The 26,898-nt window shown below is 55.6% G+C and carries 25 protein-coding genes and 1 pseudogene; 16 read left to right on the forward strand and 10 right to left on the reverse strand.

Going from position 1 to position 26,898, the window contains the following annotated elements; genetic code table 11:
• The first annotated feature begins 255 nt into the window (after window positions 1-255).
• From HRL41_RS03595 to HRL41_RS03610, 4 genes are all read left to right on the forward strand, one after another.
• Window positions 256-879, forward strand: coding sequence for a hypothetical protein (locus HRL41_RS03595; protein WP_172135581.1), 624 nt, complete (start codon window positions 256-258; stop codon window positions 877-879).
• Between the two features lie 644 nt (window positions 880-1,523).
• Window positions 1,524-1,898, forward strand: coding sequence for a YraN family protein (locus HRL41_RS03600; protein WP_172135582.1), 375 nt, complete (start codon window positions 1,524-1,526; stop codon window positions 1,896-1,898).
• A gap of 519 nt (window positions 1,899-2,417) precedes the next feature.
• On the forward strand, window positions 2,418-2,762 hold the full coding sequence (locus HRL41_RS03605; protein ID WP_216662491.1) for a DUF6870 family protein: 345 nt from the start codon (window positions 2,418-2,420) through the stop codon (window positions 2,760-2,762).
• Between the two features lie 148 nt (window positions 2,763-2,910).
• A complete protein-coding gene (locus tag HRL41_RS03610) occupies window positions 2,911-3,258 on the forward strand; it encodes a hypothetical protein (RefSeq protein ID WP_172135583.1) in 348 nt (115 codons plus the stop codon).
• A gap of 571 nt (window positions 3,259-3,829) precedes the next feature.
• Here the strand turns inward: HRL41_RS03610 and HRL41_RS03615 are convergent.
• The 3 genes from HRL41_RS03615 to HRL41_RS03625 form a co-directional block, all read right to left on the reverse strand.
• A complete protein-coding gene (locus tag HRL41_RS03615) occupies window positions 3,830-4,195 on the reverse strand; it encodes an ATP-binding protein (RefSeq protein ID WP_172135584.1) in 366 nt (121 codons plus the stop codon).
• 918 nt (window positions 4,196-5,113) lie between these two features.
• Window positions 5,114-6,604, reverse strand: a complete 1,491-nt coding sequence (locus HRL41_RS03620; RefSeq protein ID WP_172135585.1) for an RNA-binding domain-containing protein — start codon at window positions 6,602-6,604, stop codon at window positions 5,114-5,116.
• A 364-nt stretch (window positions 6,605-6,968) separates the two neighbouring features.
• A complete protein-coding gene (locus HRL41_RS03625; protein ID WP_172135586.1) occupies window positions 6,969-7,106 on the reverse strand; it encodes a hypothetical protein in 138 nt (45 codons plus the stop codon).
• Window positions 7,107-7,400: 294 nt separating this feature from the next.
• Between HRL41_RS03625 and HRL41_RS03630 the strand changes: the two genes are divergently transcribed.
• Window positions 7,401-8,585 (forward strand): ATP-binding protein, encoded by a 1,185-nt coding sequence (locus HRL41_RS03630; RefSeq protein WP_216662492.1) that lies wholly within the window; start codon window positions 7,401-7,403, stop codon window positions 8,583-8,585.
• Between the two features lie 113 nt (window positions 8,586-8,698).
• Here HRL41_RS03630 and HRL41_RS03635 read toward each other — a convergent pair whose 3' ends face one another.
• Both HRL41_RS03635 and HRL41_RS03640 read right to left on the reverse strand, forming a co-directional pair.
• On the reverse strand, window positions 8,699-9,625 hold the full coding sequence (locus HRL41_RS03635) for a nucleotidyl transferase AbiEii/AbiGii toxin family protein (protein WP_371808790.1): 927 nt from the start codon (window positions 9,623-9,625) through the stop codon (window positions 8,699-8,701).
• Entirely contained in the window at window positions 9,612-10,238 is a 627-nt protein-coding gene (locus tag HRL41_RS03640) for a hypothetical protein (RefSeq protein ID WP_172135589.1), read from the reverse strand. Before HRL41_RS03640 ends, HRL41_RS03635 begins: the two co-directional genes overlap by 14 nt.
• 567 nt (window positions 10,239-10,805) lie before the next feature.
• On the opposite strand from HRL41_RS03640, the pseudogene HRL41_RS03645 reads away from it, so the two are divergent.
• The 11 genes and pseudogenes from HRL41_RS03645 to HRL41_RS03695 all read left to right on the forward strand — a co-directional run.
• A pseudogene (locus HRL41_RS03645) lies at window positions 10,806-11,228 on the forward strand (sugar transferase); the annotation flags it as partial.
• A 209-nt stretch (window positions 11,229-11,437) separates the two neighbouring features.
• On the forward strand, window positions 11,438-12,409 hold the full coding sequence (locus HRL41_RS03650; RefSeq protein ID WP_172135591.1) for a GDP-mannose 4,6-dehydratase: 972 nt from the start codon (window positions 11,438-11,440) through the stop codon (window positions 12,407-12,409).
• Window positions 12,369-13,475, forward strand: a complete 1,107-nt coding sequence (locus HRL41_RS03655; RefSeq protein ID WP_172135592.1) for a glycosyltransferase family 4 protein — start codon at window positions 12,369-12,371, stop codon at window positions 13,473-13,475. Before HRL41_RS03650 ends, HRL41_RS03655 begins: the two co-directional genes overlap by 41 nt.
• 11 nt (window positions 13,476-13,486) lie before the next feature.
• Window positions 13,487-15,220, forward strand: coding sequence for an EpsG family protein (locus HRL41_RS03660; protein ID WP_172135593.1), 1,734 nt, complete (start codon window positions 13,487-13,489; stop codon window positions 15,218-15,220).
• A 9-nt stretch (window positions 15,221-15,229) separates the two neighbouring features.
• Entirely contained in the window at window positions 15,230-16,411 is a 1,182-nt protein-coding gene (locus HRL41_RS03665) for a polysaccharide pyruvyl transferase family protein (RefSeq protein ID WP_172135594.1), read from the forward strand.
• Window positions 16,412-16,445: 34 nt separating this feature from the next.
• Window positions 16,446-17,849, forward strand: a complete 1,404-nt coding sequence (locus HRL41_RS03670; RefSeq protein WP_172135595.1) for a hypothetical protein — start codon at window positions 16,446-16,448, stop codon at window positions 17,847-17,849.
• A gap of 367 nt (window positions 17,850-18,216) precedes the next feature.
• Window positions 18,217-19,218 (forward strand): kinase, encoded by a 1,002-nt coding sequence (locus HRL41_RS03675; protein ID WP_172135596.1) that lies wholly within the window; start codon window positions 18,217-18,219, stop codon window positions 19,216-19,218.
• Window positions 19,215-19,874, forward strand: a complete 660-nt coding sequence (locus HRL41_RS03680) for an SIS domain-containing protein (RefSeq protein WP_216662494.1) — start codon at window positions 19,215-19,217, stop codon at window positions 19,872-19,874. Before HRL41_RS03675 ends, HRL41_RS03680 begins: the two co-directional genes overlap by 4 nt.
• Window positions 19,871-21,064, forward strand: coding sequence for an HAD-IIIA family hydrolase (locus HRL41_RS03685; protein ID WP_172135597.1), 1,194 nt, complete (start codon window positions 19,871-19,873; stop codon window positions 21,062-21,064). Before HRL41_RS03680 ends, HRL41_RS03685 begins: the two co-directional genes overlap by 4 nt.
• Before the next feature lie 185 nt (window positions 21,065-21,249).
• A complete protein-coding gene (locus HRL41_RS03690) occupies window positions 21,250-21,750 on the forward strand; it encodes a hypothetical protein (RefSeq protein WP_172135598.1) in 501 nt (166 codons plus the stop codon).
• Between the two features lie 31 nt (window positions 21,751-21,781).
• Complete coding sequence (locus HRL41_RS03695) at window positions 21,782-22,231, forward strand: hypothetical protein (protein WP_172135599.1); 450 nt, start codon at window positions 21,782-21,784, stop codon at window positions 22,229-22,231.
• Between the two features lie 639 nt (window positions 22,232-22,870).
• On the opposite strand, the gene HRL41_RS03700 is transcribed toward HRL41_RS03695, so the two are convergent.
• The 5 genes from HRL41_RS03700 to HRL41_RS03720 all read right to left on the reverse strand — a co-directional run bounded on the left by HRL41_RS03700 (window position 22,871) and on the right by HRL41_RS03720 (window position 26,829).
• Window positions 22,871-23,563, reverse strand: a complete 693-nt coding sequence (locus HRL41_RS03700) for a transposase (RefSeq protein ID WP_172135600.1) — start codon at window positions 23,561-23,563, stop codon at window positions 22,871-22,873.
• Between the two features lie 363 nt (window positions 23,564-23,926).
• On the reverse strand, window positions 23,927-25,066 hold the full coding sequence (locus tag HRL41_RS03705; protein ID WP_172135601.1) for an IS110 family transposase: 1,140 nt from the start codon (window positions 25,064-25,066) through the stop codon (window positions 23,927-23,929).
• Between the two features lie 138 nt (window positions 25,067-25,204).
• Window positions 25,205-25,843: a transposase gene (locus HRL41_RS03710; RefSeq protein WP_172135602.1), complete on the reverse strand. Its 639-nt coding sequence runs from the start codon at window positions 25,841-25,843 to the stop codon at window positions 25,205-25,207.
• A gap of 134 nt (window positions 25,844-25,977) precedes the next feature.
• Window positions 25,978-26,145, reverse strand: coding sequence for a hypothetical protein (locus tag HRL41_RS03715; protein ID WP_172135603.1), 168 nt, complete (start codon window positions 26,143-26,145; stop codon window positions 25,978-25,980).
• 492 nt (window positions 26,146-26,637) lie between these two features.
• Window positions 26,638-26,829 carry a hypothetical protein gene (locus HRL41_RS03720; protein ID WP_172135604.1) on the reverse strand — a complete coding sequence of 64 codons (192 nt, stop codon included), beginning with the start codon at window positions 26,827-26,829 and terminating at the stop codon, window positions 26,638-26,640.
• Window positions 26,830-26,898: the final 69 nt, after the last annotated feature.

Raw genomic sequence — 26,898 nt, forward strand, 5'->3', positions numbered from 1 at the left:
CGATCTGCGCGCTGGTCTATCGTTTTTCTTGTAATGAAGCCATTTTACCAAGGAGCCTGAAATGAAGACCTAATCCGATTTAGCGACACCCAAAAATCGGTAATCCACCCAGGAAGACTGCAGCTCCTTGGCGTGATTGCCAGCAATTTCAAGACATGTTGAGATAGCTGGAATCCCCAAACAGAGTCTTTGGTCGCGCCGCCGCGCCTGGGTGGCCTGGGTCCTGCTGTCTCAACTCGAGACAAAGGACTCAAGATGAGCTTTCGCAATCCTGGTGCCTTCCTTGGCACAAACGGCGCCTCCCGCACCCGCCCCTCTGCAAAGGTCCTTCGCGAATCAGGCACGCAAACCTGGTCGATCTGCTTCGAGGGAACCGTTGAGTCTATCACGGCCTACGACTTCGGCGACGGCTTCATGGTCGTGGTCAACGGCAGCGGCGCGGCGACGGTGGCGAACCTCGACCATGACCTCGTGGTGGACAGGGACGCGGATCATGATCGATTCTGCGAGCAGCTGCGCACAGCCTACTACCGACTGGAATGGAACAACGACGATCGCGAAGCCCACCATCGTACCGGCTACGGCAGCTCGGAATGGGGAAGCGACGAGGACTTCCATGATCCGATGGAGCGCTATCCGGTAGTTGGCTGCTTCGACGATGCCGACTTCCGGCTGAACTACCTTCCGCTGTTCGAACGGGTATTTGCTGAGATCGATGATGCGGTGACCGCTGAGATATTCGTGAGGCACTGCTTCGAGGACTGCACGTTTCGCCATCTCGGCGAGATGTTCGGCATGAGCCACACTGCTGCGCGCATGCGCTACAACAAGGTGGTCGCGCTGATGCGCGAGATCTTTGGCGATTACTTCGGCGGCTAGCACGAGCGCGGCTCGGATGTGCCCATCCCGCCCGCCCTTCGCGCCTGCCTGAGGAACCGAGAATGCGCCCCTGGGGAGTGATCTCCAGGGGCTTTGGTTCGTTGGCCTCCTGGCTTGCGGACCGGGGTTGGCCTGTGGCAGAGCGCGGCCGCTTTTCGCCGATGATGGTTGGCGTCGAGGCTGCTGTGGGCGCATCGGCTCTTCGGGATTGCCGGGCGCTGCGCCATCGAGGGTCCTCTTGCCGGATTGTGGCGGGCTGGTTCGGCTGGGCGCTTCCACGTGCGGCGTTCCACCTGCAGCGATGCGCCGGGCCTCTGCGGTGTGCGGGCCTGTTCGCAGCCCTGGTCGGAACGCGGTGCTTTGGCATTGCGATCGGGCTGTCCGACGCCCTACCCCCTTGTGCTTCTACGGTGGGGCGCCCATGTCTTTCCGTTGTCCCTTCGCTTGCGGCGAATCTTCGCAAGCCCGCTCCCTGCGCCCGCAAGGGTCGCAAAAACTTTCCGTAGACGAAAACTCGACTGGCGCCGCCGTCCCGGTTTTGCCTTCCTCCCTTGTTGGGCAGTCGCCGGCTTGCGGACTCGCGGCCACAAGGGCAACGGGCCATGGGGGCCACCGCCCACGAATACGTACAGGAGGTACGTGTTATGACTACCAGCATCCTTTCCGATCGCATCAATGCCGCAGCCATCAGGTTCCTGGAGCGCCAGGGCTACAAGATCATCGACCCCGCCTGGGACATCGCAGAAGGTCAGACCGGCATCGTCGCCGACGACAAGGGAACCCTCGTTTTCGTGGAGACGGCAGCTTCCCAGGCCGGTTCCGACATGCCCGCCGAGGACGAATCCGACGAGAGCCGCAGGGCTTCTGAGGGTGCAGTGGCTCGGTGGCTGGCAACCCCTCAAGCAGCGGAATTCGAGGACATCCCGATTCGCTTCGACGTCATCAGGGTGCTCGTCATCGGCGCTGACCGCGCACTGCTCCGCCACCACATCGGCCGCTTCGGCATCGCCGCATGCTAGCATGTCAGGAAGTCTGAGCAAACGAACCGAAAGCCCCTTGCAGGAGATCCCTGCGAGGGGCGCATTCTCGGTTTCTCAGGCAGGCGCGACGAGCCGCGCTCGCGCTAGACGTATCCGCAGCGGCGGCGCTGCGGATACGTTGCCTCGCGTTATCGGTTGTAAAATATCGTTTGTGCTTGAAGCTGCCGCGCTGGTGTCCACGTTGCCGACTATCGTGGCTGTGCGGGAGATTCTGCCTTGTTGCCGACGGCGTCCCAGGAGCTGTCCGCCCCTGGACCCCGAGCAGAGGAAATGATCCCTCTGCACTCCCATGTCTGTTCGCACGGGCTCAGCCTGCGAGTAAAGGGCCCCGCAAAATCCTTTCGCGATTTGCTGCGCAAATTGACGCAAGCACCGCGCTGCTTTTTGCAGGTCTTCCTTGACACGGTCTTCGTCCGTGCGCGGCGGCAATCAGGGATTGCGATGACGAACCGCAATCCGCAGGCGGATTCGTAAGCCAATCCTGAAAGGAGACCAAACATGTTAACCCAGACGAAGATTGAACGTGCGCGTGAGGCCGCCGCACTGCCCAACGACCAGATCGACATCGACGCGCTGAGGGACATCCGCGACGTCGTGGTGGACCCCAACCTGCCGTTCGAGGAGCGCCTCCGCAGCTACATCGACCAGATCGGCAACCCGTACCTCTACCGGCACGGCAAGCGCATCGTGCGCGTGGAGTTCGCCGGCGAGTCGACGCTGGAGGAGTGCTGCGCGCACTACCTGTCGAAACTCAGTGGACTGAGGGCTAGCTCATGTGCGAGTTCTCACGTCAAGGTGGTTTCCGATTCCACTCTGCGGCGTCCTGAAGCCAGGACGGCATAGGCCGTTCGCGATCGGACGGGCCTTGGAATCCATCTCGAAAAGGCAGGGGCATGAAGATGGTAGCAACTTGCTCATACACGGTTTTCCACGACGCAGCCTCGGACGCTGGCGGTGTTCCTCTCCTCATTGACAACAAGGTTGGCTAATCATGACCGAAGATAAAGCAAACTTCATGTTCTTCATTGACCGCGCTGCTCGCGACGAGGCAAAGGACCTGTTCGGGTATTTGGGCTTTGGCATCAACGCCGCAGTGGCGATGCTCATGAGCCGCATTGCTCACGGCAGGACGGTTCCCTTGGATTTCTCGCTTTACGTAGACCCTGCGATTGCCTACAGCAGGGACAAGGTGAAGGTGACCGTATGCTTGGATCGCTACGTGCGAGACGAGGCGACAAAGGTTATTCGCGACTTGTCTCTTGGTAACACCGAACTCATGGAGCACTTCATCAACGAGTGCCTGGTGAAGCAGGCGATCCCGTTTGCGGTGAGGAAGTAGACTGCCGAGCGGTTAGTCGAGCGAGCCGAACGTTAAAGAAATAGATTGGCTGGTTCATGAGAGCCCCAGGAAACCGCGCACGCGCCTGGGGCCTATTTGCGTTTGTCAAAGATGGCTGTCCTATCGGCTTCTTGCAGATGCTCGCGTCAATTCCTTTCTGCCTGACGTGATTCCGATGCCAATTTCTGAGCACTGTTTCGCAATATGCTGAGCGGTATGATGCTAATTCTTGAGCATAAGCGCGTCATTTGTTGAACGCTCCCGGTATACCAAAGAGCTCGTGTCAAATCGCCTGACCCCCGACATCCCCTGCAGCTTCAATCGATGCTTAAAAAAGCTCCGCTTTGGCTATGAGCGGGATGCGCAGAGCCCCCGCCCTTGCGCGCTTGCCGATCCTGCACGCTGTACGTTATGGATCGTTTGTTGCCCGTCGCCTTGACCAGGTTCCTTCTCTGCAGCCTCTTCAACATGTTCGACACAACGTCCGGCGTTGTATTCCGGTTTCACCGGATATGGCCGAGGCGCCTGAGCAGGGGTTTTCGCGGAGGAATTCATACACGCCAGCTCATTTTTAGGGCGATCGGCAATGTCGTCGCCCTTTTTTGCCGGAATCTGCTGGAAGAACAGCTCGGTTGGTGTCCTGGCTATCCTCGAACCAATTCGGGTGCATGAAGCGGATGACGGTTCCCTGCATCCCGGTTGCATATTCGAACGCAATGCCCGCACCGGCGCACAGGTCCTTGATCCGATGCGGTCCCGTTCCGTACGATTCGATGTCGCGCGATCGGCAGAGCGTTTGCGCGATCAGCTTGTCGGAGTTTTTCGAGTAGGGTATCGCATCGTCGCGCAGCAGCTGCTCCGGGGTGACTCCGGACGGGAACCACCCGGGGCTGAAGATCTCGATCTTGTCGCCGAATATGTCCACCTGGATTGCCAATTCCGACGTGCAGTCCCTGCGTTATCGGAAGTCAGACATTATCAGAAGTCACCGGAAAGGCCCGCAGGCTGAACTGAACCCCGATAGGGGCTGCAGCAGAATCCCTGAACAGCCGTTTTGAGCCGCTATATTATGAAAGGAAATGCAAGAAACCCACCGCATATTCGAGATGCTACAGAAATGTGGCATTGAAAAGGGAAAGGCGTGGGAGTTTGCCAACACCCGCAAGGCTTATTGGCATATAGCAGGAAGCCCGATTATAAATGTAGCAATCAAAACCGAGCAGCTATGCCGTAAAAGCTACTTGTTTTTCTCAGGCTATTACGAGCAAGCACATGTATGTTAGTGGAAACGCCGTATACCGAACGGTACGTACGTGTTGCGAGAAGACGGGATACCAACTAACGACATCCCTCCTACTCGATTGAGTTCTAAGGCTCGTGTTCCGGTGGTTCATGTGACGCGCGGGACGATGAGGGCCGCGCCAACGGTACGACAAGCAGGATGATTCCTGTTCTGCCACAGGGCGCATGCATTGCCAGCGGAACTGCAATCCCTTACCCAGCATAAGTCCAAGTAGACAAGAAGCCAATGAATAAGCAGCCGCACAGCTACGATCGTGACCTGGCCTCCGCATGGGGCTTCTGGGCTGTAACCAGATTAGCTTTATCCGCCTATGCCCACCGTCCGAAACGGCCAGGCGCTAGCCCGTCGAGGCCCGTCCGCACCCATCATGCACGCCGGGCTGGGCAAGCCGCCTGCCGTGCACGGCGCGTGGAAGTCTCCCTGGCAGCGCGCATGCTGGGTGCTGCGTTATCCCGGGCAGCCGCGCCTGTCCTTTCGGGTGCCAGCGGCGGGCATGGGTGGATGGTCAATGCATCGCAGACCGTTCGATGTGATTGCGCCGCTGCTCCGAAGTTATTCCGAAAGCCTGTACTCGCGGTTCCTGGCCTGACCTTCCGCCCGAACCGTCCCAGCGGCGATCATCTCACGCAGAATCTGGTTTGTGCGCGTGACCTTCAGACCTACTGCCGCTGCAATATCTGACGATTTCGAAGGGCCACTCGTTGTCAGATACTCCACTATCGCTTTCTTGTTCTGCGCCGTTCTCCCTGTTCGCATATCCATTTCACCCTCAGAAGAATCTGACGATTTGATCTGACGATAATTGTCAGATTCCGCTTGCAAGGGCAATGTGAGCGTCGTGCGGTCGGGGCCGTACTCCACCTCGTAGATCGGCTCCGCATAGCCGGCCCATTCCCATCCGTTGAAGATCTTGTCCATGCCGCTGCCCGCACGCTCGCCAATCTCGACCATGGCGAACATCTTCATGATCACCTCGTTGCGCGGATCGGACTTGCCGGGCTTCCTCGCCTCTTCCAGGGGCATGCGGAAGTCGCCCGGATTCTCGATGGTGATGGCCTCGTTTCGCCACACGCAAACGATCCCGCGCCGGTCGAACCAGTTGGCGTTCGTCAGCGCGTTCACGATCGCCTCGCGCAGCGCCTCATGGGCGGGCGTGTCGTCTACCCGGTCGACGCCCTCAAGACGGAAGGGTACTTTCAGTGCGGCCTTGAGCTTGTTGTACACCCGCATGTAAAAGTCGTAGACGTTGCCAGTCCAGTCTCCGGGTTGGCTGGTGAAACGGTCATCCCAACGCGTCTCGCCACTCGTCTCCTGCCGGTAGTCGAGGAAATAGTGGGGGAACTCGCGCGATATCCACCTGTCCTCGCCGAACATGAGAAGTCCCGCGCGCGTTGGCTTTAAAACCCCGTTCTTATCCTTGTCGAGCGCTCCTATGTTGGAAAGGAACTCCTCGTCGTCCAAACCGCTCCATACATGGTTCTCATTGCGTTCGTTGAAGCGCCTGCGATAGCGCTCGACGGTCTCGCGGTTGATGTATCTGAGCTCGGCGGATTCCGCCAGCGCCGCATCCTGGCTCGATGTGTCGGAGTCGCGCACCATGGAGAGGACTTCCTCGCGGTCGCATCGGTGGTCGCCGGTATGGGTTCTGCGGAAGGTTCCGCCGAAGAGGTCGTTGTCGATGAACACGGGGCGGGTGTAGCGGTCCACCCACGGCACACGGATCACCACCACCCTCTTGCCGTCAACATCCTCAACGGTCGCGTCTTCGTCCTTCAGAAAGCGGGCGCTCACCTTGTCCTTGGAAAGGGCTGTGTTCCAGAAATCGTCGAGAACCTTGTCGGCCTTCTTGATGCCTACGACGTTGAAGGTGCCATCTTTGAGCTCCTCGACACCCAAGACAATAACGCCGCCCGATGTGTTGGCGAATGCGGAAAGGGTCTCCCAGACGCTGCGCGGCAAAGAGCCATTGCCATCGCGTCCCTGCGCCGCCTTCATCTCCAGGCGGTTGCCCTCCTTGAATTGTCCGAACTCGCTAAGGTCCAACATGCACCCCTGTATTCTCGATATTCCAGACGTGTTTGGAATATGTTGCTGTTGCTCGCGTCTTACTTGGCGAATTCCTCGCTGAAACGCACAGTCATCCATTTTACCAGTGCCGAGCAGCGGGAAGGTGAAGGCGCCGCCTGTTGTCGGTCATCACTTCCGATTCCAGCCCCAAGGCCAGTTGCACCGGCTCGTCCTCGTCCGTGCAGGCCATCACCTTGCGCGGGCGCATGCGCTCGGGCACGCGGTAGAGCACCTGGGCCAAACGCTTCGCGCATCCCACTCCGCCAAGAGCCATAGTCGGTTGGGAGTGCGGCGGAGACATCCGCTCGTTCCACAACGGCGACGCAAGCCCCTTCGGACGTCATTCCTTGTTGCGCACGGCGCCATGGCTCACAGTGCGCACTATGCAGTAGTTCGCGCTGTCGCATTCGCGGCCGGTAAAGAACGGTATCACGATGAACCCCAGCGCCTCAGGCTCGCACACAGAGAACTCGGGCATGATCTCCTTGGGGTGCCGACCGGAATGAGCCTACGATTGCCTTGACGTGGCAAGAGTATTACGGAAGCATAATACTTTTGCCATTCGGTGCGTATGACAGCCAATCTCTCGGAGTGAGAATTAGCCAATAGTTAAAAATTCCGTGTCTAAACACGCTTTTTTGGAACAGGGCTTGTTGCTATACTTCACTCTAGTTAAAAATTCCGTGTCCAGACACGCTTTTTTGGAGTGGAAATGAGCATACCAAGACCACGATATCTTGAAAGCCTTATTGCAAAGAAAGGCAACGGCCTCGTGAAGGTGGTGACGGGCGTCAGGAGGTGCGGCAAGTCCTACCTCCTGTTCAACCTTTTCAAAGAGCATCTGCTTTCCGAGGGCGCGCCTGCCGAGAACATCGTCGAGGTCGCATTCGACGAGTACGAATCCAAGAAGCTCAGGGATCCTGAGGTGTTCTACCCTTGGGTGAAGGAGCGCCTGGCGGCAGACGGGAAGCACTACGTCCTCCTCGACGAGGTTCAGCTCCTGGGCGACTTCGAGGAGGTCCTGATCGGTTTGATGCGTATGCCCGGCGTTGACGTGTACGTCACCGGGTCGAACGCCAAGCTGCTGTCAAAAGACGTCATCACGGAGTTTCGCGGCCGTGGCGACGAGGTGCGCGTGCGACCCCTGTCCTTCTCCGAATTCATGGGAGCCTACGACGGCGACGTCCGCAGGGGCTTCGAGGAGTACTCCGTCTACGGCGGCATGCCCGCCACCGTCGGGATGGAAGCCCAAGCCAAGGCGTCGTATCTGGAGGGCATCTTCTCGGAGATCTACGTCAACGACATCGCCGAACGAAACAACATCCGCGACGCTGGTGAGCTCGAGGCGCTGCTGAACGTCCTCTCCTCGGGGATAGGATCGCTTACCAATCCGAAGAAGGTTTCCGACACGTTCAAGTCCAAGGGCTCCACCTTATCCCCCAAGACCGCACGAGCCTACATCGACCAACTCATCGACGCGTTCGTCATCGAGGAGGCCAAGCGCTACGATGTCAAGGGCAGGGCCTACATCGGCTCGCCCTTCAAGTACTACTTCTGCGACCTGGGCCTGAGAAACGCACGCATGAACTTCCGCCAGGTCGAGCCGAGTCATGCCATGGAGAACGTCATCTACAACGAGCTTGTGGGGCGCGGGTTCGGAGTGGACGTGGGCATCGTGAACGCCTTCTCAAAAAACGCCGAGGGTAGAAGCGTCCGATCCTCGCTCGAGGTCGACTTCGTGTGCAACAAGGGCGACCGCCGCTTCTACATCCAGTCGGCGTACGTCATCTCCAGCCAAGACAAGATGGATCAGGAGCTTGCATCCCTGCGGAGGGTGGGCGACTCGTTCGAGAAGATCGTCGTGGTGAGAGACCCCATCGTGCCCCGCAGGGACGAGTCAGGCTTCCTGTTCGTCGGCGTCGAGGACTTCCTGCTGGACGAGTCCTTCCTCAGCTAGGCGGCTGGCATCCGCTTTCAAAGCTTTGGGAAGAAATGTCGAAGCCGCTGCCTCGATGCCGTCATCATTTCGGTTCGGAATGTCCGTCAGGCGAAGCGCGGCACCCTCTTTCACTACTGCGGCGACAACGATCGCTCGCTCAGAAAATCGGCAATCAAGCACAGCGACTTAATTGCCTCTTCGTAGGCAACGGGCTCGTTTAGTAGCTTCGAGGTTACTTCGCGATAGTCTGAGGCGTAGTATCTGCTATCAATAAACTCGTTAAGCACCTCGCTCAACACCACCCCGTCCTCAGCCGAGAGGCAATAAGGAAGGGATTTTCGCTGCAAGCGCACCTTCGCGAAAAGGTCGCGCATCTTCTCGTCGAGGGCCACCATGGGCAGCATCTTGTGCAGATCGTAGATGTGCCTCGAGCAACGCTCGGAGGGGCGCTGTCCCATGTAGTAGTCGCATATCGCATAGACTTTGTCGCAGAAGCAGCGCTCGAGCGACGTTACTGCCAACGACAGCGGAGCCAGGTCAAAGCGCTCGAGAAGTTCCTCGCTTCCGGTCCTATCCTTGAGACACTCGTAGATGAAGCAGCTGAACGTCTTTTCAACGCTAGGGGAAACGGGGGTCATGAACGCAGTCTCGACAACCAAGTCCTCTTTCAGGCCCGCAGCGCTCAAAGACTCAGGGAGTCTGACCAGGTACTTGTTGTATTCGCGTCGGCTTCTGATCTCATCGAGGTTAGAGATGGCAAGTCCAAGATCCGCGATAGCGTCGACAACTGCGGCCTTGATCCTCTTCCTCTGGCCCTCCGTGAGATGCTCCGCCTCGACGCCCAAGTCAATGTCTTCGGAGAATCGGTCAATCACGCCATGGCATTTTGACAGGCTCGTCCCACCTTTGAAGATGATGTCGGGATAACGCGCCGTGATACCCTTAAGCACCATGTAGATGAAGTAGTCCTTGGTGACGAAGCCTGGAACGAGCTTCAGCTCGCTTGCCGTTGTCAAAACCGCAGCGTTGAACAGTTCGGAGTCGTTATGCAAATACACCGAGCATCTCGCTTTCTATCAGACGGCGGGTGGTTTTCTGAGGGTAGGCTATGGAAAGGCTCAGAAGATCGTCCTTGGACAGGCCCTCTGCCAATCTCTTCACAGCATCACGCTGACCATCGGTGAGCTCCCTGGGCTTGCGCCTGGTCAGCACATCTAGGAACCGCAAGGCATCAACGTTATCCTGAGCGACATCGACGCGCGACTTGTACACCACGCATTTGACGTATCCGCCGATGGTGACTTCCCTTTGCGCACATGATGCGTTATTCGTCACAACCTCGTATCGCATGGGAACTTGCTCGGAGATACCCTCGCTGTTATCTAAGGTGGCCCCACTCCAAAATCCGCAGACGCCGCCTTCATGATCGCGAAGGTACTTTCTCTCGATCACCTTCAACGGATTGAGAGGAGTCTTGCCGAGCATTGTCGTAGAAGCGATGTAGTAAACACCCGTTTCGTAGCGTTCAATCGCACCCGATTCGATCAGGCGATTCAGCCTAGAGTAGATGGTCCTCCTGGGAACATCGGGAAAGGCCTCCTCCAGATCGCAAGCTAGGATGGGCGTGTCGTAGCCGAAGCGTTCAACCAATATGTCGAGGGTCTTTTTCATGAATCAAATTATAGGTTAAGTTGCACAAATTTAGAATATCTGTAAGTTAAAAGGATGCAGCATCAGAAGATCGCCACAACAGACGGTCTTTCGATAAATCTGCGTCGATGCGCACTCCCGAATAACTCCTTCAAGTGTGGTAGAGCTGTGTCGCTAATGTCACGCTGAAAGCCAGCATGACACCAAATTTGGCTATCGGGCCCTGCTCGGAGCCAGGGAGGAATTGCGGTTTTCGTATCGCGAATACGAATCTCACAAGTAACCGACTTTTACGAAACAAACTACGCTGCCGATTTGGACTTCTGCGCAGGCTGTAAAGAGTTAGAATACAAAAAAGCAATCAGCCATGATGCGGCTTTCCGCTTCATGGTTGACTGATAAATCGCGGAATCAAATGATTCTATGCGCAGTTTTTTCTTTTTCTGAGTTGTGAGATATTTCGCTCTAAGGTAGTGGAATTACGAGCAACATTTATTTTCGCCGTTCTGGCGATACGCAGTTGACCTGCGTAAACTCTCCCAGTTCCTGGTTGTGCAAAGCTTGACTTAATCGGACGGGAGGGACGGCAGGGTGTTTCGGGTCTACAAGTTCCGCTCCATGTACGCCGACGCCGAGGCGCTAGGCGCCCGCTGGGCGGCCGACGCCGACCCGCGCGTCACGCCCTTCGGCCGCTGGATGCGCGACCACCGCGTCGACGAGGTCCCGCAGTTCTGGAACGTCGTCAGGGGCGACATGTCCCTCATAGGCCCGCGCCCGGAGCGCCCCGCCTTCTGCGAGGCGTTCGAGGAGAGGATCGTGGGCTGGCGCTACCGCACGAAGGTGCGCCCGGGCCTCTCCGGCCTCGCGCAGGTGAGCGGCGGCTACGACCTGCTGCCGAGGGAGAAGGTGGTGCTCGACCTGGAGTACATCGAGAAGAGGAGCCTCGCGCTCGACCTCAGGCTTGTCCTGCGCACCCTCGGCGTCCTCGGCACGGGGGAGGGCGCGAGGTGAGCCTCGGCGAGCTGCCCGCCGGCTTCCCCAGGCGCGGTCTCTAAGCGAAATGCTGGGCAGGAAAGGGACGGAACCGCACTAAATTCTCAGCATTCCGAATGCGGGGTACGGAACAAGAGAATTGATGCGACCGCAACCGAAAGAAAGAGTATTAGGTTTACTTGGGCGCAAGACGAATTAGATGTAGTCCATTGTGAAGGAGCTGAAGCATGATTTGGGTTACTGGAGCAGGCGGCATGATTGGATCTCATATGATGGAATTCTTTGCCGAAAGATCATTGCCTGCTTTCGGCACTTTCTATATGCCGACAACGGATATTACGGAGCTTTGTTCCTCTATCGAGATGCATGAGTGTGATATTCGAAATTCTGCTAAGGTCGATGCATTTGTTTGCTACCGAAAACCCGACGTAATATTTCATCTTGCCGCGCAAAGTTTTCCCGCAGTGTCATGGGAAAAACCGCTGGAAACCATTGAAACGAACATCGGTGGAACAATAAATGTTTTCGAAGCAGTAAAGCGGGTTCGCGCGATTGACTCATCGTACGATCCAATGGTGGTCGTTGCGTGCTCCAGTGCAGAATACGGATCAACGTTAGATAATCTTACCGCTCCAGTAACAGAGGATACTTCTTTTGAACCAGTTCATCCGTACGGCGTGAGTAAGGTTGGCCAGGATTTGCTCTCACGGCAGTACTTTGTCAACGATGACATTCGATGTATTCGTGCGAGGATTTTCAATACTACAGGAACGCGAAAGGTAGGGGATGTTTGCTCCGATTTCGTAAGAAGGGTTGTTGAACAGGAATACACCGAAGGAGCGATTAATCTTAGGGTTGGAAACGTCGAGACATATCGCGCAATTTTGGACTGCAGAGATACAATATCCGCTCTCTATCTTCTAGCTCAAAAGGGAATAGCGGGAGAAGCTTACAATATATCCTCAACTAAAGTATACCAGATTAAGGAAATAATAGATGCTCTTGAAAGGCTGACAAAAAGACCGATAGAAAGGAGTGTTGATTTATCTCTACTTAGACCTACGGATGAGAGGGTTATTACAGGTGATGTAAGAAAGCTTGTACTGCATACCGGCTGGAGTCAGTCGATAACACTCGAAGAGACGCTGAAGGATATGCTTGACTATTGGAGGAAGAAAAGTCATGCGCCAAATCGGTAAAGGCGAGACGGTATGTTTGGTCTGTCTGTCCGACAACCCTGATCATCAAGAGGTTATATATTCCCTTTATCGGAAGATGAAAGACGCTGGATTTAATGTTCATACTATTGGAATAGAAAAACCCAAGACGCCTCATGCTTGTTTTGATGAAAACAACCATTATGTAAAATGCCCTTGCAGACCAGGTATATCTGCCGCAACGTTTGATATTGCGGGTCTCAGGAGGGTTATTGATGAAGTGAAGGCTCTCAATCCTGACTTTCTATACTTTGAATCAGTACATACGTGGAATATCCCTATAGCATTTACTCTGAGGAATCAGGCAATAATACTCGAGGTCATACATGACGTCGATCCTCATGATGGAAGCAGAGCTGTTGAGGTTGCAAATTGGTGTTGCGCGAGAAGCGCTCATTATGTGGTCATTCGCAATGGCAAGGATCGGGATTTATGCGCGTCAAAGTATGGTCTAGACCATAGCCATGTGATCACGCTTGATTCTTGGCGTGCATTTCCGCCTTTTGACCCACCGACAAAAAGCGGCGAGGCTTTGTTTTTTGGTCGTCTAAGGAAATACAAAGGCCTATCAGCTCTCTTGTCTATTGCGCAAAAGGCACCCGAGGTCACATTTAACGTGATGGGGCAAAGTGATCAAGAGTCTCTTGAAACCATTCAAGCACTTTGCAGGCTTCCAAACGTGAGGGTCACGGAAGGCTTCATAGAATCTCGCCAGATGGATGAAGCTTTCCATAATGCAGATTGCGTCGTGGTCCCGTATGAGAGCGCAAGTCAATCAGGCATCATCATGGATGCATACCGTTATTCCAGACCAGTGGTTGCTTACAATGTGGGAGCAATTTCTGAGCAGGTGGAAAACGGAAAAACCGGCTTCCTCGTCACGTCAGGTGATGAAGACGGATTTGTGGGTTCTATTCGCGGTATCGTCCATTCCGAACCTGATTCGCTGGCTGCATGGTCTCATCGTGCATATAAATTCGGTTTAAAGAAATACTCAGCGCAGGAAGCGGTGTCTCGTTTTGTCGCAATGTTGTCTCAGCTAAATTAGGAGAGATTCTTTTGGCTCCCTACGCGGTTCTGCTGTTATTTATTCTGGTGCTTGGATTAATTGCTCGTGAGGCAGCATTTGTTGGCAAGCGCCTGTCGAAGCACGTTACAGCGGTGGGATGCTTTGCTATCGCATTGATGGCGGCTTTACGTTCGCCAACAGTTGGTGCGGATACGAGTAATTATCAGAATTATTTCAGCTGGATTGCAGGCATTCCATTAACGGATATCGCATCAACGGACACTGCATATTGGAACTCTCAGGGCACTGAGATTACGTACAAACTCTTCAATAAATTCGTGTCCATGTTCTCGGTAGATCCCCAGGCGATCACGATAGCTTGTGCAATAGTGCTTGGCGTTGGGCTTTATTGCCTCTGCTGCCAATCAAAGGATTCCTGGTTGAGTCTCTTGCTTTTTGTCTGTTTCGGGTTGTTTCAGACCGCGATGAACATCGCCCCGTCGTGTCTTGCATCGATTATCGCAACTGTTGGATTGAGATACATACCACAAAGAAACCCCAAAATGTTTTTTCTCTGTATCGCACTTGGCTTGATATTCCACTATGCATCACTGATGTTTATTCCCTTGTATTTTCTCGGTAGGATTGGGTATCGGCTGAAAGGCGTAGTTATCATACTTATAGTGGCATTTGCAGCCATTCCTGTTCTTTATACCAGCATTGTTCCTCTTATTGCACTCGTCGTTCCATCTCGTTGGGCCCAGTATTTACAAGTAGAGAGGGTGTCTCTTTCTCAGCTGGGTGTTTGGACCTTTTACGCGGGTATGTTTATGCTTGCGGTTCTATTTTCCAATAGTCGAGATGATGACCGTAGCGAACGGATCAATCTTGCGAACATGTTATTTTTGGTCGTGGGAATTGCGTATGCATTCACGCTATGTAGTATGAGCTTTTCGAGAATCGCAATTCTCTTTGCTCCTTACCTCGTTGTTGCAATTCCAGAGTATCTAGCCGATGCGAAAGAAAGCATGCGTAACTCTAGGATAACTCGCAGGACGATGACATACCTTGATTGGACTGTACATGCGAGCCATGCGAAAACAGTGACTGTGTCTGTTGCGACAGCAGTATTTGTTTTGAGGCTCGCTATCAACAATATCGGGCTCACGATTCCTTATGAATTTTTTTTTCTAGGAGACAAAATGAAAAGGTATCTGCTAATAATCAAGTTAATGCTTATGAGAGACGGATATAAACGCGCTGAATACTTGCGGAAGAGAAAGTACTTTCACCGTCAAGGTGAAAACTGTTTTTTTCAACCCTTTAATTTTGGTACAGAGCCCCATTTAATTTCTATGGGATCGAACGTTTATTTTGCTGCGGGCGTCCGATTCCTGACCCATGACGTTATTGCGTTAATGCTGCGCACAAAGCTTGGTCGCGAGGATATCAACGAGAGAGTTGGAAGCATCGAAATTGGAAACAACGTGTTTGTCGGTGCGGATACAACGTTGCTTTACGACATCAAGATCGGCAGCAATGTTATTGTTGCCGCTGGGAGCTTGGTTTCGAAGGACATTCCCGATAACTCTGTATGCGCTGGAAGACCAGCGAGGATAATCGGCACGTTTGTCGACTACGAGAAGCGCATGCTTGAGTATTCAGAATTAATGCCTTGGAAGCAATGGGAGCAAAGGCGTGATCAGATCGTTCACATTGAAAGAGAGTACTTTTGGAGCGGCAAGAGGAAAAAGCCTTTTTCATCAAAAACGAACAACAAATAAGGTGGATTTATGGGCGGAAAAATCGGAATCGTTACGCTCTATCACGATAATCTCAACTTCGGTGGACTGTTGCAGGCGTTTGCCCTCCATCATGTTGTTGAAACGCGCGGCTATGAATGCGAGTTGGTGACTTTCGATCTTGACTTGATGGGGCACTACACGCGTAGACTCGTGCACTTCAAACCTTCTCAGGCTTATGACGCAATTAAAAGGAACCTCTCGTTCCGATTCTGCGGGGCTGACTTGAAGCGGATGCGCAAAGAACGCATCCATGCATTCAAGCAGTTCGAAAAGTCGATACCGCACTCGAAGATTGTTACCAAAAGCGACTATCGTACGCAAATCGAAGATTACGATGTCGTATTGGTGGGAAGCGATCAGGTTTGGAATCCGGCATGGTGGAACGACATTCTGCTTCTCAATGGGGTGGACGGAGCGAAAATCGTTAAGGCGTCCTATGCTGCAAGCATGGGATGCTCGTCGCTTGATGCACGTGACTCAAAAGAGCTTGCGTACTCCTTGGCGGATTATGCGTTCTTGTCCGTACGCGAAAAAAGCGCAGCAGATATTATTAGATCAGCAATTAATGACAAGGCAGATATCGAGGTGGTGCTAGATCCGACGTTGCTCCTTTCGAGAGACGAATGGTTCAAGGCTCTGCCAAGTTTTGCTGAAGCACGAATTCCTGACAGTCCATATGCCTTCATTTATATGGTAGACAAGCAAGATCGATATACGGAGAAGAGCATACGTGCTTGCGCGGATGCAGGTTTGATTCCTGTGGTTGTGACATATGGATTAGATAAGAATTATAAGGAAGAGTTTGGGGGTAGAGCACTCATTCTTCATGACTGCTCTCCTGAGGAATGGGTTCGTTTGCTCGATGGTTCAGCAGTCATCATTACTGATTCATTTCATGGCATTGCTTTTTCTTGTAATTTCGAAAAACGTTTCTGGTGTTTCCGGAAGGCAGAAACGCTCAATGGCTCAAACAAAGACGATCGACAAGAGGCGCTGCTGAGCCGTCTTGGGCTTTCAACGCGCATTATCGATGCAGAAAAGGATCTGACAAAAACAATGCTGCTCAGTGAACCGCGCTTTTTAAAGTGTTCTGAAGAGCTAAAAGTTGAAAAAGAATCATCTTTCGTTTATCTCGATAGATGTCTTACTGCGGCCTCGATATCAAGATAATTCTAAAACGGGCACTCTAGGAAAAAATATTTCAATGTCGCTCCTTGCGAACGGCATTTCTATGTTTCTTGGTATGCTGGCCGTCATCGTGTTGCCTAAATATCTCAGCCTTGAGCAATACGGTTTGTACCAACTCTATTTACTGTATGTAGGCTTTACCGCCATGCTTGCATTAGGGGTTCCTGAAGGCATCTACCTTGCGCTGGGCGGCAAAAAGAAAGTCGACGTTGATCGACGTGATGTCAGATTTCAGTTCAGTCTTCTGGCTGTATTGGATTTATTGGTGTTTTTCGTAATCGCGCTATTTACCTGCCTGACGGAAAGTGATGAATTACGGCGCGCTACGCTATTATGGGTTGTTCTTTCGGGGCTAATTAACTGCGTGAGAAATTATCCGCTCTTCGTTTTGCAGGCAACGGGCAAAATTAGAGAATACTCTATCTCGGTTATTCTTGAGCGTGTTATCTCAATAGTTCCTATTGTAACAATGGTGTGCATAGGGTTTTCAAACATTACCTTCCTGCTGTTTTTTGACGTATTCGGACGAGCTGTCTCCTTTGTGTACGTGATGGCAGCATTTGTGAAGCTTGACTCTGGGCTGTTTTCGGACTGCTGCTCGGATGACGTCTCGGTTTTCACGAAATTAAGGGCTTTCCTATCGCAGACGCAATCTGGCTTTCAGCTGATGATTGCTTCGTACGCGAGTACTGCAATTATAGGTATTGCTCGTATTGGCGTGGAGGAGGGATGGGAGTTCGCTCTTTTTGCCCAGATTTCCCTTGTGATAAGTATCGCCAACATGCTAACTCGGTTGATTAACGCAGTAGCTATTCCCATTTTCCCTATGCTTAAAGATTTATCGGTTTCAGCGATTAAGGTGTTATACCGAAATGCATCATTTGTCATCACGTTGGCATTCCTTCTTCTCAATGTGTTTGTTCAGCCTCTTGTTCAGGTTCTTGCTTGGTGGGTTCCAAACTACAGCGAAGCGCTGGGCTACGTTGCGCTCCTTGTTCCTATGTGCTTGTTTGAGAGCAAAACGGCCGTGTTAGTTATGAGCCTCTGCAAGTCTTTGCGTCGAGAGGAGATTCTTTTTGCAATTAATGTCACTTCGATTGCCTTGGCAGCGTTGGGGACAATGCTGTGTGTTATTTTCAGTGATGGTATTGCCACTCTTCTCGTTTTCCTTGTTGTCATTATGGGAGTTCGATGCTTTGCCGGGGAAATGTATTTGTATAGGACATTTTCTTTTAGATCTGATGGGGCAATTATTTGGGATGTTGTGATTTCTTGCGGCATTTGCATAGTCTGGTGCATGCGTCCAAGTCTCTTGTCGGTAAGCAATGTCATGGTACCGGTGTTGTTTTCTATTGCTAATCGGAAAAAAATACTCTCTATAGCGAATAACTTCTGGGACATGAAGCGTTCCTCTCGCTAAAGGGCTAAAGATGAGCGAGTGCACAGGAGCTTCAGGATTAAGTGTGGACGATCCGAGCATATTCTCACTCTGAACTACAACGATGAATGCAAAACATATAAGAATCAATGGTTGTCTGATTGAATCGACTAAATTACGAGCGTATCCTCCCAGGCTCTCGCAGAGCCATTTAAAAATGCTATCGAAGCTTAAAAATTATCAACAGGAGGCTACCGAGTATTGGAAACTATTGAACCGCGTGAACCTATGCTTGCGGCTCTATCGACGCTGCGAAATTCACCGCCATGCCTATAAAGCTTGGATTCTTGATCCAAGTTTACTTGCTGGCGGAGCGCCTGTTGGTAACTATTGAATGGAAAGGAATCAAGTGGTCATAACGCGAACACCGTTTCGTATGTCGTTCTTCGGCGGCGGGACGGACATGCCGGAGTTCTTCCGCGAGCACGGGGGCTCCGTCATCTCCACCACGTTCGACAAGTACTGCTACGTGACGGCGAGGCACCTGCCGCGGTTCTTCGACTACAGAAACGAGCTGGTCTACTCCAGGATCGAGCGCGTCGCCGACCCCACCGACTTCGAGCACCCCGCCGTGCGCAACGCCATGGCCATGCTCGACATGCGCGAGCTCCGCGTGACCTACGAGGCCGACCTCCCGGCGCGCTCGGGGCTGGGGACCTCCTCCTCCTTCGCCGTGGGCATGCTGAACGCCTTCCACTGCATGAAGGGCACCTACGCGTCCAAGGAGCGCCTCGCCAGGGAGGCGATACGCCTAGAGCGCGACCTTTGCGTCGAGGCGGGCGGCTGGCAGGACCAGGTGGCCGCCGCCTACGGCGGGCTCAACCGCATCGACTTCACGGGCGACGGGTTCAGCGTGAGGCCGGTCGTGATGCCGGAAGAGCGGAGGCGCGAGCTGGAGGGCAGCCTGATGATGTTCTTCACCGGGTTCACGCGCTTCTCGTCCGACGTGCAGAAGGCCAACAAGGCGGCTGACAAGACCGCGCAGCTCAAGGAGATGCTGGCGCTCGTGGACGAGGCGGAGGCGGCGCTGACGGACAAGGCGAGGCCGCTGGCGGACTTCGGGAGGCTGCTGGACGCCACGTGGCGGCTGAAGCGCGGCGTCGGGCCGGGCGTGTCCAACGACTCGATCGACGCGCTGTACGCGCGGGGGACGGCCGCGGGCGCCCTGGGCGGGAAGCTGCTCGGCGCGGGCGGCGGCGGGTTCCTCGTCTTCTACGTCGAGCCCGACGCCCAGGCGAGCGTGCGGGAGGCGATGGGCGGCCTGTTGGAGATCCCGTTCGAGTTCGAGGGGGACGGCGCGACGGTGGTCTACTACGAGGCCGAGGACTACGACCCGGGGGAGGCCCGATGATGGACGCCAGGTGCCCGCAGACGAGGGCCGAGGCCCTGGGCTCGCTGTTCGAGCGCTACCCCGAGGCGGCCGCATGCGAGGACGAGGTCCGGGCCGCCTGCGACCTGCTTGCCTCCGCCTTCAGGGCCGGCGGCAAGCTGCTCGCGTGCGGCAACGGCGGGTCGGCCGCCGACTCGGAGCACGTCGTCGGCGAGCTCATGAAGAGCTTCCGGCTCAAGCGCCCCGTCGACCCCGCGTTCCTGGACGCCTACCGCGCGGCCAACGGGGAGGAGGCGCCCGCGTGGCTGGAGGGGGCGCTGCCCGCCATCTCGCTCGTCTCCCAGACGGCGCTCTCGACCGCCTTCGGAAACGACGAGGCGGCGGTCGGGGTCTTCGCCCAGCAGGTCTACGGCTACGGGAGGCCCGGCGACGTGCTGCTGGCGATCAGCACGTCCGGCAACTCGGCGAACGTGGTCGAGGCGGCCAAGGTGGCCCGCGCGAGGGGGATGCGGGTCGTCTCCCTCACCGGCTCCGCCGAGTCGGACCTCTCCGCGCTCTCCGACGTGTGCGTGCGGGTTCCGAGAGACGAGGTCTTCCGGGTGCAGGAGCTCCACCTGCCCGTCTACCACTGCCTGTGCGCCGCCGTCGAGGCCGAGCTGTTCGGGGGCGCGGAGTGACGCGGGCCGAATATAGGGGCACCGCGGGCCGCGCGCGCGAGGCGGTCGTCCTCGCGGGCGGCTTCGGCACGCGCCTCGCGCACGTCGTCCCGGGCGTGTGCAAGCCCATGGCCCCCGTGGCCGGCGAGCCCTTCCTGCGCCGCGTGCTCGACCAGCTCGACGCCGCCGGGTTCGCCCGCGTGGTCATCGCCGACGGCTACCGCCGCGAGCAGGTGGAGTCCTTCTTCATGGGGACGTACCGGGGCCTGGAGGTCGACTACAGCCCCGAGGACGCGCCGCTCCTCACGGGCGGCGCCCTCAAGAGGGCCCTGGCCCTGTGCGCGCGGCCCGAGGTCTTCGTGCTCAACGGCGACACGTACCTCGACGCGGACTTCGCCGCCATGGAGCGCGCCCTCGCGGCGGACCCCGGGGCGGAGTGCGCGATCGCCTCCAAGCGCATGAAGAACTTTGACCGATATGGCACTTTGGACATCGCCGTCGATGGGCGCATCCTGGCCTTCCGCGAGAAGGCGCCCTGCCCCGACGGCCTCATAAACGGGGGGACGTACCTAATCCGCCGCGGCGCGCTCGAGGGGGAGCCGGACGTGTTCTCGCTGGAGAGTGACTGGTTCGCCCGCGTCGTCCATGACGGCGCGCTCGTCGCCGTCGAGGCCGGCGGGGGCTTCGTCGACATCGGTGTGCCCGAGGACTACGAGCGCGCCCAGGGCCTCTTCGCGCCCGGCGGGGGGTGCGCGGGAGGGCCCGGGCCCGCGCGCTTGGCGATGTTCGACCGCGACGGTACCATCAATGTCGATACCGGGCACTTGCACGAGATCGATGGGTGCGAGCTAGTTCCCGGAACTGTCGAGGCGATGCGGCTCTACTCGCAGGACCCTGCGTGGAGGATCGCCGTGGTCACCAACCAGGCGGGCGTCGCCAGGGGGATGTACTCGGTGGCCGACATGCGCGCGCTGCACCGCGCGATGGCAGTGGAGCTGCGTGCGCTGGGCGCGCGCGTGGACGCCTGGTACTTCTGCCCGCACCACCCGGACTTCACGGGGGAGTGCGGGTGCCGCAAGCCCAGCCCAGGCATGCTCGTCCGCGCCATGCGCGACTTCCGCGCCGACCCGGCGCAGTGCGTCATGTACGGCGACTCCGAGAAGGACCGTCTGGCTGCAGACCGGGCAGGGGTTCGATTCGTGAGCGTTTAAGGGTTTTAAACCTGAATCATGGTGACGAGAAAGCGGTTTCGAGCCAAAATGTTGGCAAGGAGCCGCTTTCTTGCCATTAGGCGCGCATCAAGCACAGGGGAGAAGACAAGATGAATTCAAGTGAGATCGAGTTCAACAGCCTATGCAACGCGAGGATCTCCGAGGCGATAAACCAAGCGAATGCGATGGAATTCGAGATCGACGACATTTTGGCAGGCGCGCATTTCAGAGAAAACGGGGAGGCTTTTTCTGAGCAATCCTATCTCGACTACGTCGGAGGTCATCTGCAGGGAAGCTCGCTGAGCCGAAAGTGCAATGACCTGCTCGAGCTGTCGGAAGCTGAAGTGCTGATTGAAGCCGCAGGCATGCGTCGCGAAGACGCCGCAAAGACAATGAGCGCATGGCGTGCGTCGAGAAACAGATTCGCCCACGGGTTTCTCGTCATCAACTCGAGTTCCGACAAGGTGCTCTACCACAAGGGCTGTTGCTACGACGTCGGATCCCACGTTGACGAGTTTTTCGATCTCAATGCCAAGGTGTTGGGCATCATGGGAGCTGTCAGCTCCTTGCACACGGAACACTGGGGCAAGCCTGCCCTTCGCGAGGAAGGAGGCGATCCCGATCACCCTGTTGTAGCGAGAGCGATGAGACCAGCTTCGAGTGATCTCAAAAGCGCTGAAGCGTGATTCGGCGTCGACCATTGGGAGGTTTACTGCGATGTTAGACTCAGATGCGATAAAGAGGGCGTTGGCTCGAGGCGAGGAGGGCGTCCTCAACTCAGTCCGCTATGCTATCGACGAGCGTACTGCCCGGGAATGTGAAACCGCGTTTCAAAAGGGACTTGAAGTCGGCATCGAGAACTCGGTGCGCTCAATGATCGCGATTTCCGCTAAAGATGATGCGATGGTGACAGTGCTTCACGATGTGTGGGGGTTTTCGAGGATCGAGGCCGTGGACAGAATTGTTTGGGTGAAGCGGAGGATTGCCGTGGAGGGACTGGACGAGGTTCTTGCCTCGAAGGGCAAAAGCCCTCGCGAGATTGAGGACTTCCATCGCGCTTATGCGGTTCGCTCAAGACTTGCTCATGAGAATGCGCTTTTTGTTCTCTGGAGCGAACCTGACCAGCTTTATCGAAAGCTGGTTGAGATGGGAGAGCCCAAGCGGTAAACCTGCCCTTGTTTTGCGTTCGCGCGTTTTTCCTTCGCGAATCTATCTTCTCGTCAAGCGCGAGGTCGTCTTGGGCGCCTCATAGGTGGTGCCGGTCCCGCGGGAGCTCCCCCGCGTCTGCGGCAGCCTCGCCAGACGGTCCGCCTGCGCAGTGTGCGCAAGCGCGGGCAAGTCTTACAACGTGTGGGATAAATCGTTAAATCCTATGTCTGATCAGGTAAGAGTTGAAGGGCGAGGCAGGCTCGCTTAAGCTCATCTGCCCTGCTGATCTCAAGGGGTTCTAGACAAAATGTTGGGTAGATAATCGCGATAATCAACTCGCCATCAGGCAAAACTCTCTGAATTGAGGCCTTTCCGAAAATCGTGTTGGCGATAGGCCTAAAACAGGCCTTTCCGAAAATCGTGTTGCCGATAGGCCTAAAACATTAACTTGATCAGGTGATTTACATGAGAGCTAATGCGGCAACACCAGATCCAGAAGAAAAAGTGATAGGTTTTTGGCCGTACTGTCAGATGCCCTCTAAGCTGAGGGTTAAAAAACAAGCTATGAGATGCAGCTTTACAACTAAAAAGACAACATCATGTGACCTTAAGCTCAGGCGGGCTTCTAGGTACAGGCAGGTGTGCCATGTCCTGCCCCTAGCGCTTCTTCTTTCGTTTGGAAGGCTTGGAGGCAAAGGCGGCGGCTTGGGCTTTCTTTCTCCTTGTGTAGGCAGTGGCACCCTCAACGGCATCCGGTGCCCCGAAGGCCAGAAGCAGCCGTCTTCTGGTCTCCTCGAAGGTGCCGAACCCGCGGCTCTTGCGCTTGAGCTCTTTGATCTTGTCGTTAGTCGATTCTGCGCGTGCGGTGTTGACATGGCTTGTCGTGGCGGTCACCAGGTACTGCTTGTATCTCGATACGGTCTTGCCAAAGCGTCGCATCTCGGGAACCTCGAGCCCGCACGCCTTGCCGATCCAGCTGTCGAGAGCCTTCTCGCATTCCTGTCCGTCTGTCCAGTGATGGTCCTGCCATATGTAGTAGGGCTGAAGTGTCAGGTAAGCCTGCCGCAGGTGAGAGTGCTTGGAGTCGCAGATGGCGAGCATGCCGCATATCGTCTTCTTCTCTGCCTCAATCCACGGTGCGTCTTTGAACTCGCGTCTTCTCTTGCCGCGGTTGGCCGCGAGCTTTCGGTGACGTCTTTTGATGTCGGCCCCGTTGCTCGCGCCCTTCTGCAGGCGGCGTCGGGCATCATCCATGCAGGAAACGCCCGTCTTTGCGACATGGAACCGGTCAACTCCCATGCATGCGAGCTGGCACCACTTCTTCGCTGCGTTCAGGTAGACGTCGTACATGTCCGAGCGCATATGTCCATCGGGATGTCAAGCGGCAATATGAGCCTAACCCCTGATTTTCGCAGACAGGGGTTAGGCTCCGATCCGTTGGATTCAGCGCGATCAAGCGCATCCGTTCAGTGGCTATCTATCGATAGTTTCTCCCGGTCGCTCAAGCGATCCAGTCACATATTCGTGGATACAGCACAAGGCTGCCCACATGTTGATCTCTTCGGCAGGGGCAGGGCCGCAGAGCCGCGGAAAGCGACAGATTCAGAAGTCGTACGTAGCAAAGGAGAGTACTTTGCCGTACATGCTCGGAACGCGGGTTGCCAAAACGCGTCAACGGCACTGAACCAGGGGCGGGATATGTCGATTCGAGAACTAGGGAAGACCCAGTTCCCGGTCTACCTGACGTCCGATGACCCAGATCCACTTGATCATTTCGGAGGCTACGGCCACTTTCGCCGCATTGGGGCTTTTGCCCAGGTCGTCGACCATATGCAGGTATCTCTCGAAAAGCCGCCTGTTGGCCTTTGCGGCGATGGCCTCTACTTCGCCGGAGACGGGCCTTCCCTTGAGAAGGTATTTCTTGTGGGGCTGGCGCAACCGCATGGGGGCGTTGCATTCGATAGGTGCCCGGCGAAGGCGGCCGTCTCCCTGCTTGGTGATGGGACCAGGGGACCTGCGGTTTCCGCTGGAAGACTCAGAGGGAGCAGTTCCAAGCCAAGAGGAAAGGCGCCTGGGCGACTTGAAGCGCCTGAAGTCGCCGATCTCCGCCACTGCGAGAAAAGCCGTCTGGACGTTGACGTCCTTGAGCCCGCGCAAGCCGTCGACATAGGGTTTGAAGCGGGGCGTGTCGGCCAGATCCGCGATCTTCTCCCTGAGCGCTCTGTTCTCCTGAATCCTCTGGTCGAGCAGCGTCAAGAGGCCGTCCAGGACTTGCTGGGAGACGGGATCGTCGAGGTCGATGGACTTTATCCAGGCCATGTGGTCTTTCCCCCAAGGGGCCTTCGGTCTTCCGCTTTCGGTGGTTTCTTGCCAAACGTGGCCGTATTTGAGCAGAAGGGCGCTGATGCGCAGCTTCGCCGCCTTGACTTCGTCGGTTGCGGTCACCCGAAGCCTCGCAAGGTCTCTTGCCCCTTCGATCTCTTCGCTGGGAACCCACACGCAGGAGTATTTCTTGACCGGATTGGTGATTTCTCTTCGAATGGCGCAAGCGTCGATCTTGTCGCTTTTTCGACGCTTTTCGATGGAGGTTCTTGCCAGGGAAGATACGGCGATGATGTCGCAGTCGATGTCTTCGGCTCTGAGTTTTCTCGCCAGGTCAAAACCAGTGCATCCGGATTCATAGGCGCAATAGACAGGGCCGGGCAATTGGCTTGCCCATCGGATGAGGGCGCAATCCTTGTCGGGTCCTTTGAATACTTTGGAATACTCTTGGCCGTCGTTGATGTTTACGCCTTTGCAGGCCAAGGATTTGGCATGAACGTCGATTCCTACGTAGGTTGCATGCTGCTGCATAGAGAGGCTCCTTCCAGGCATCGTGTGATTGTCAAATCACGGGAATTGAGACACCTAGATGCTAATCCAGCTTTCGGGCTGGATAAACCGTTTCTTCAGGTCGGAGCCTCTTTGCGCAACATCCCGATGGACATATCATCAGAAAAACGAGACGCATCTGCGCTCATCTGCTCCGAACTGCTTGAACCACTGATCCATATCATCTGCGTCTCTGCCCTCTATGACATCTATCAGATATCCGGTAGCACCGTCATAAGCACAGGCCCAAAACACGCAGACCTGCTTTCCCGTGTCGGATTCCCGGTAGCTCATGGCATGTATCTCGTCTGTGAGCAGTATGCAGGGAAGTGCTGGCTTTTTGATATGCACGCTGTTTATGACGAGGCGCACCGTGTCGTGCGAGACGTTGCAGGCGTGAGCCACCTCGGTTATGGTCTGCCTTCTCCTCAAAAGATCGATGACGTGTTCCTCGAGCGCATCGGTGATGGTAGGGCTTACGACAGAAGCGAAGGGGACATCCGCACTTTGGGTAGTCCCGCATCTTTTACACCTGAGTCTTTTGACTTTGACGGTCAAGGTGCAGGGAGTCTCACCTACGACGTGCGCCATGCGCTTGGCGTAGCTGCCATGCCCTGTCATGGTGCGCCCGCACCCAGGGCATGCAAGATCGGGGGCATCGATAGTGACGTGGAGGTCGGTAAAGCCGGCGCTGGCTCCCGCCTTATCGACGCGGACGCTGTTTGGCAGGCCAACATCTGCTGGGCGTATCCTGCTCATGAGGCCGTCACCCAGCCCTCGAATCCCAAGATGGCAAGCCTGCACCACCCGGGGCAGTCTTCAATTGCACCGTCATTAAAGGCGCATCCGCGTGAGAAGCACTTTTCTGAGAGTGCCTCAACACACAGCACGTCTCATGCGCTGTGCTCGTCTTGTTCGATTCTTTTCAGCGCGGCGAGCTCGACTTCGTGTGCGGCGAGAACACTGCCGTCGGGCTTTTCGCGCTCATTTGCGTATGTGCCGGGCAAAAGACCCTGCGTATACGCAAGCCTTCTTTTCCTGTTGGCCTCTCTGCTGTTCATGGAGTCGCTCCAATCCTCCGATGACGCAGATGCCGCAAGGAGGATGCGAGGTGTTGCCGGCACCTCGCATCCTCCGCTTTTTCGCTTCCGATACGCTCTTGGATCCGCGCTATCGGAAATCGCTGTCAATAGACTTGCTCGGAAGCTCGAGACAAGCATGAAAGTGGTCGCATGAAATCGCAATACCCCAGGTCAGGGCAGGTGAGCAACACAACTCTCCACAAGAGTTGTGTTGCTAGACCCAAAATGGAGGCAGAAATTGGCAAAACAACACCAGATTCAGAAAGGCCTGAATTGAACGTATCTTTGACAACTAAAATCCCTGTTCAAACCCGATTTTGGGTACAGCAACCTATGCCCTCGGCAGGGCGAATTTTCGCGGATTCAGTTTTCAGCGCCCTAGGGGCGCAGATCGCCCAGGGGCGTCACCGCCTTCTTGCGCGGCAGCGCGGCGTCGGTCAAGCGCATCGCCTCCGCTTCACGGGTTGTCCGCTAGCCCCTCGGGTCCTCGAGCTTGACGCCGTTGATCCTGACGCCGCGCTCGACGATCCTCATGCAGCCCAGGGACAGCAGGCAGCGCCTGCGCATGCGCTCGAAGGTCTCGAGCCCGCAGCTCATGCGCTTCATCACCTTGATGGAGTTGTTGAGTCCCCATATGACCCGGATCCTGTCAAGCGGGCGCAAGGAGAGGCCCCTCGTCCGTCGGCGAGGGATCTCTCTCCATATGCATCGACCCTGTGGTGCGGATCCCGT

Source organism: Adlercreutzia sp. ZJ473 (genome assembly GCF_013185065.1).
In the GTDB taxonomy this organism is placed as follows: Bacteria; Actinomycetota; Coriobacteriia; order Coriobacteriales; family Eggerthellaceae; genus CAAEEV01.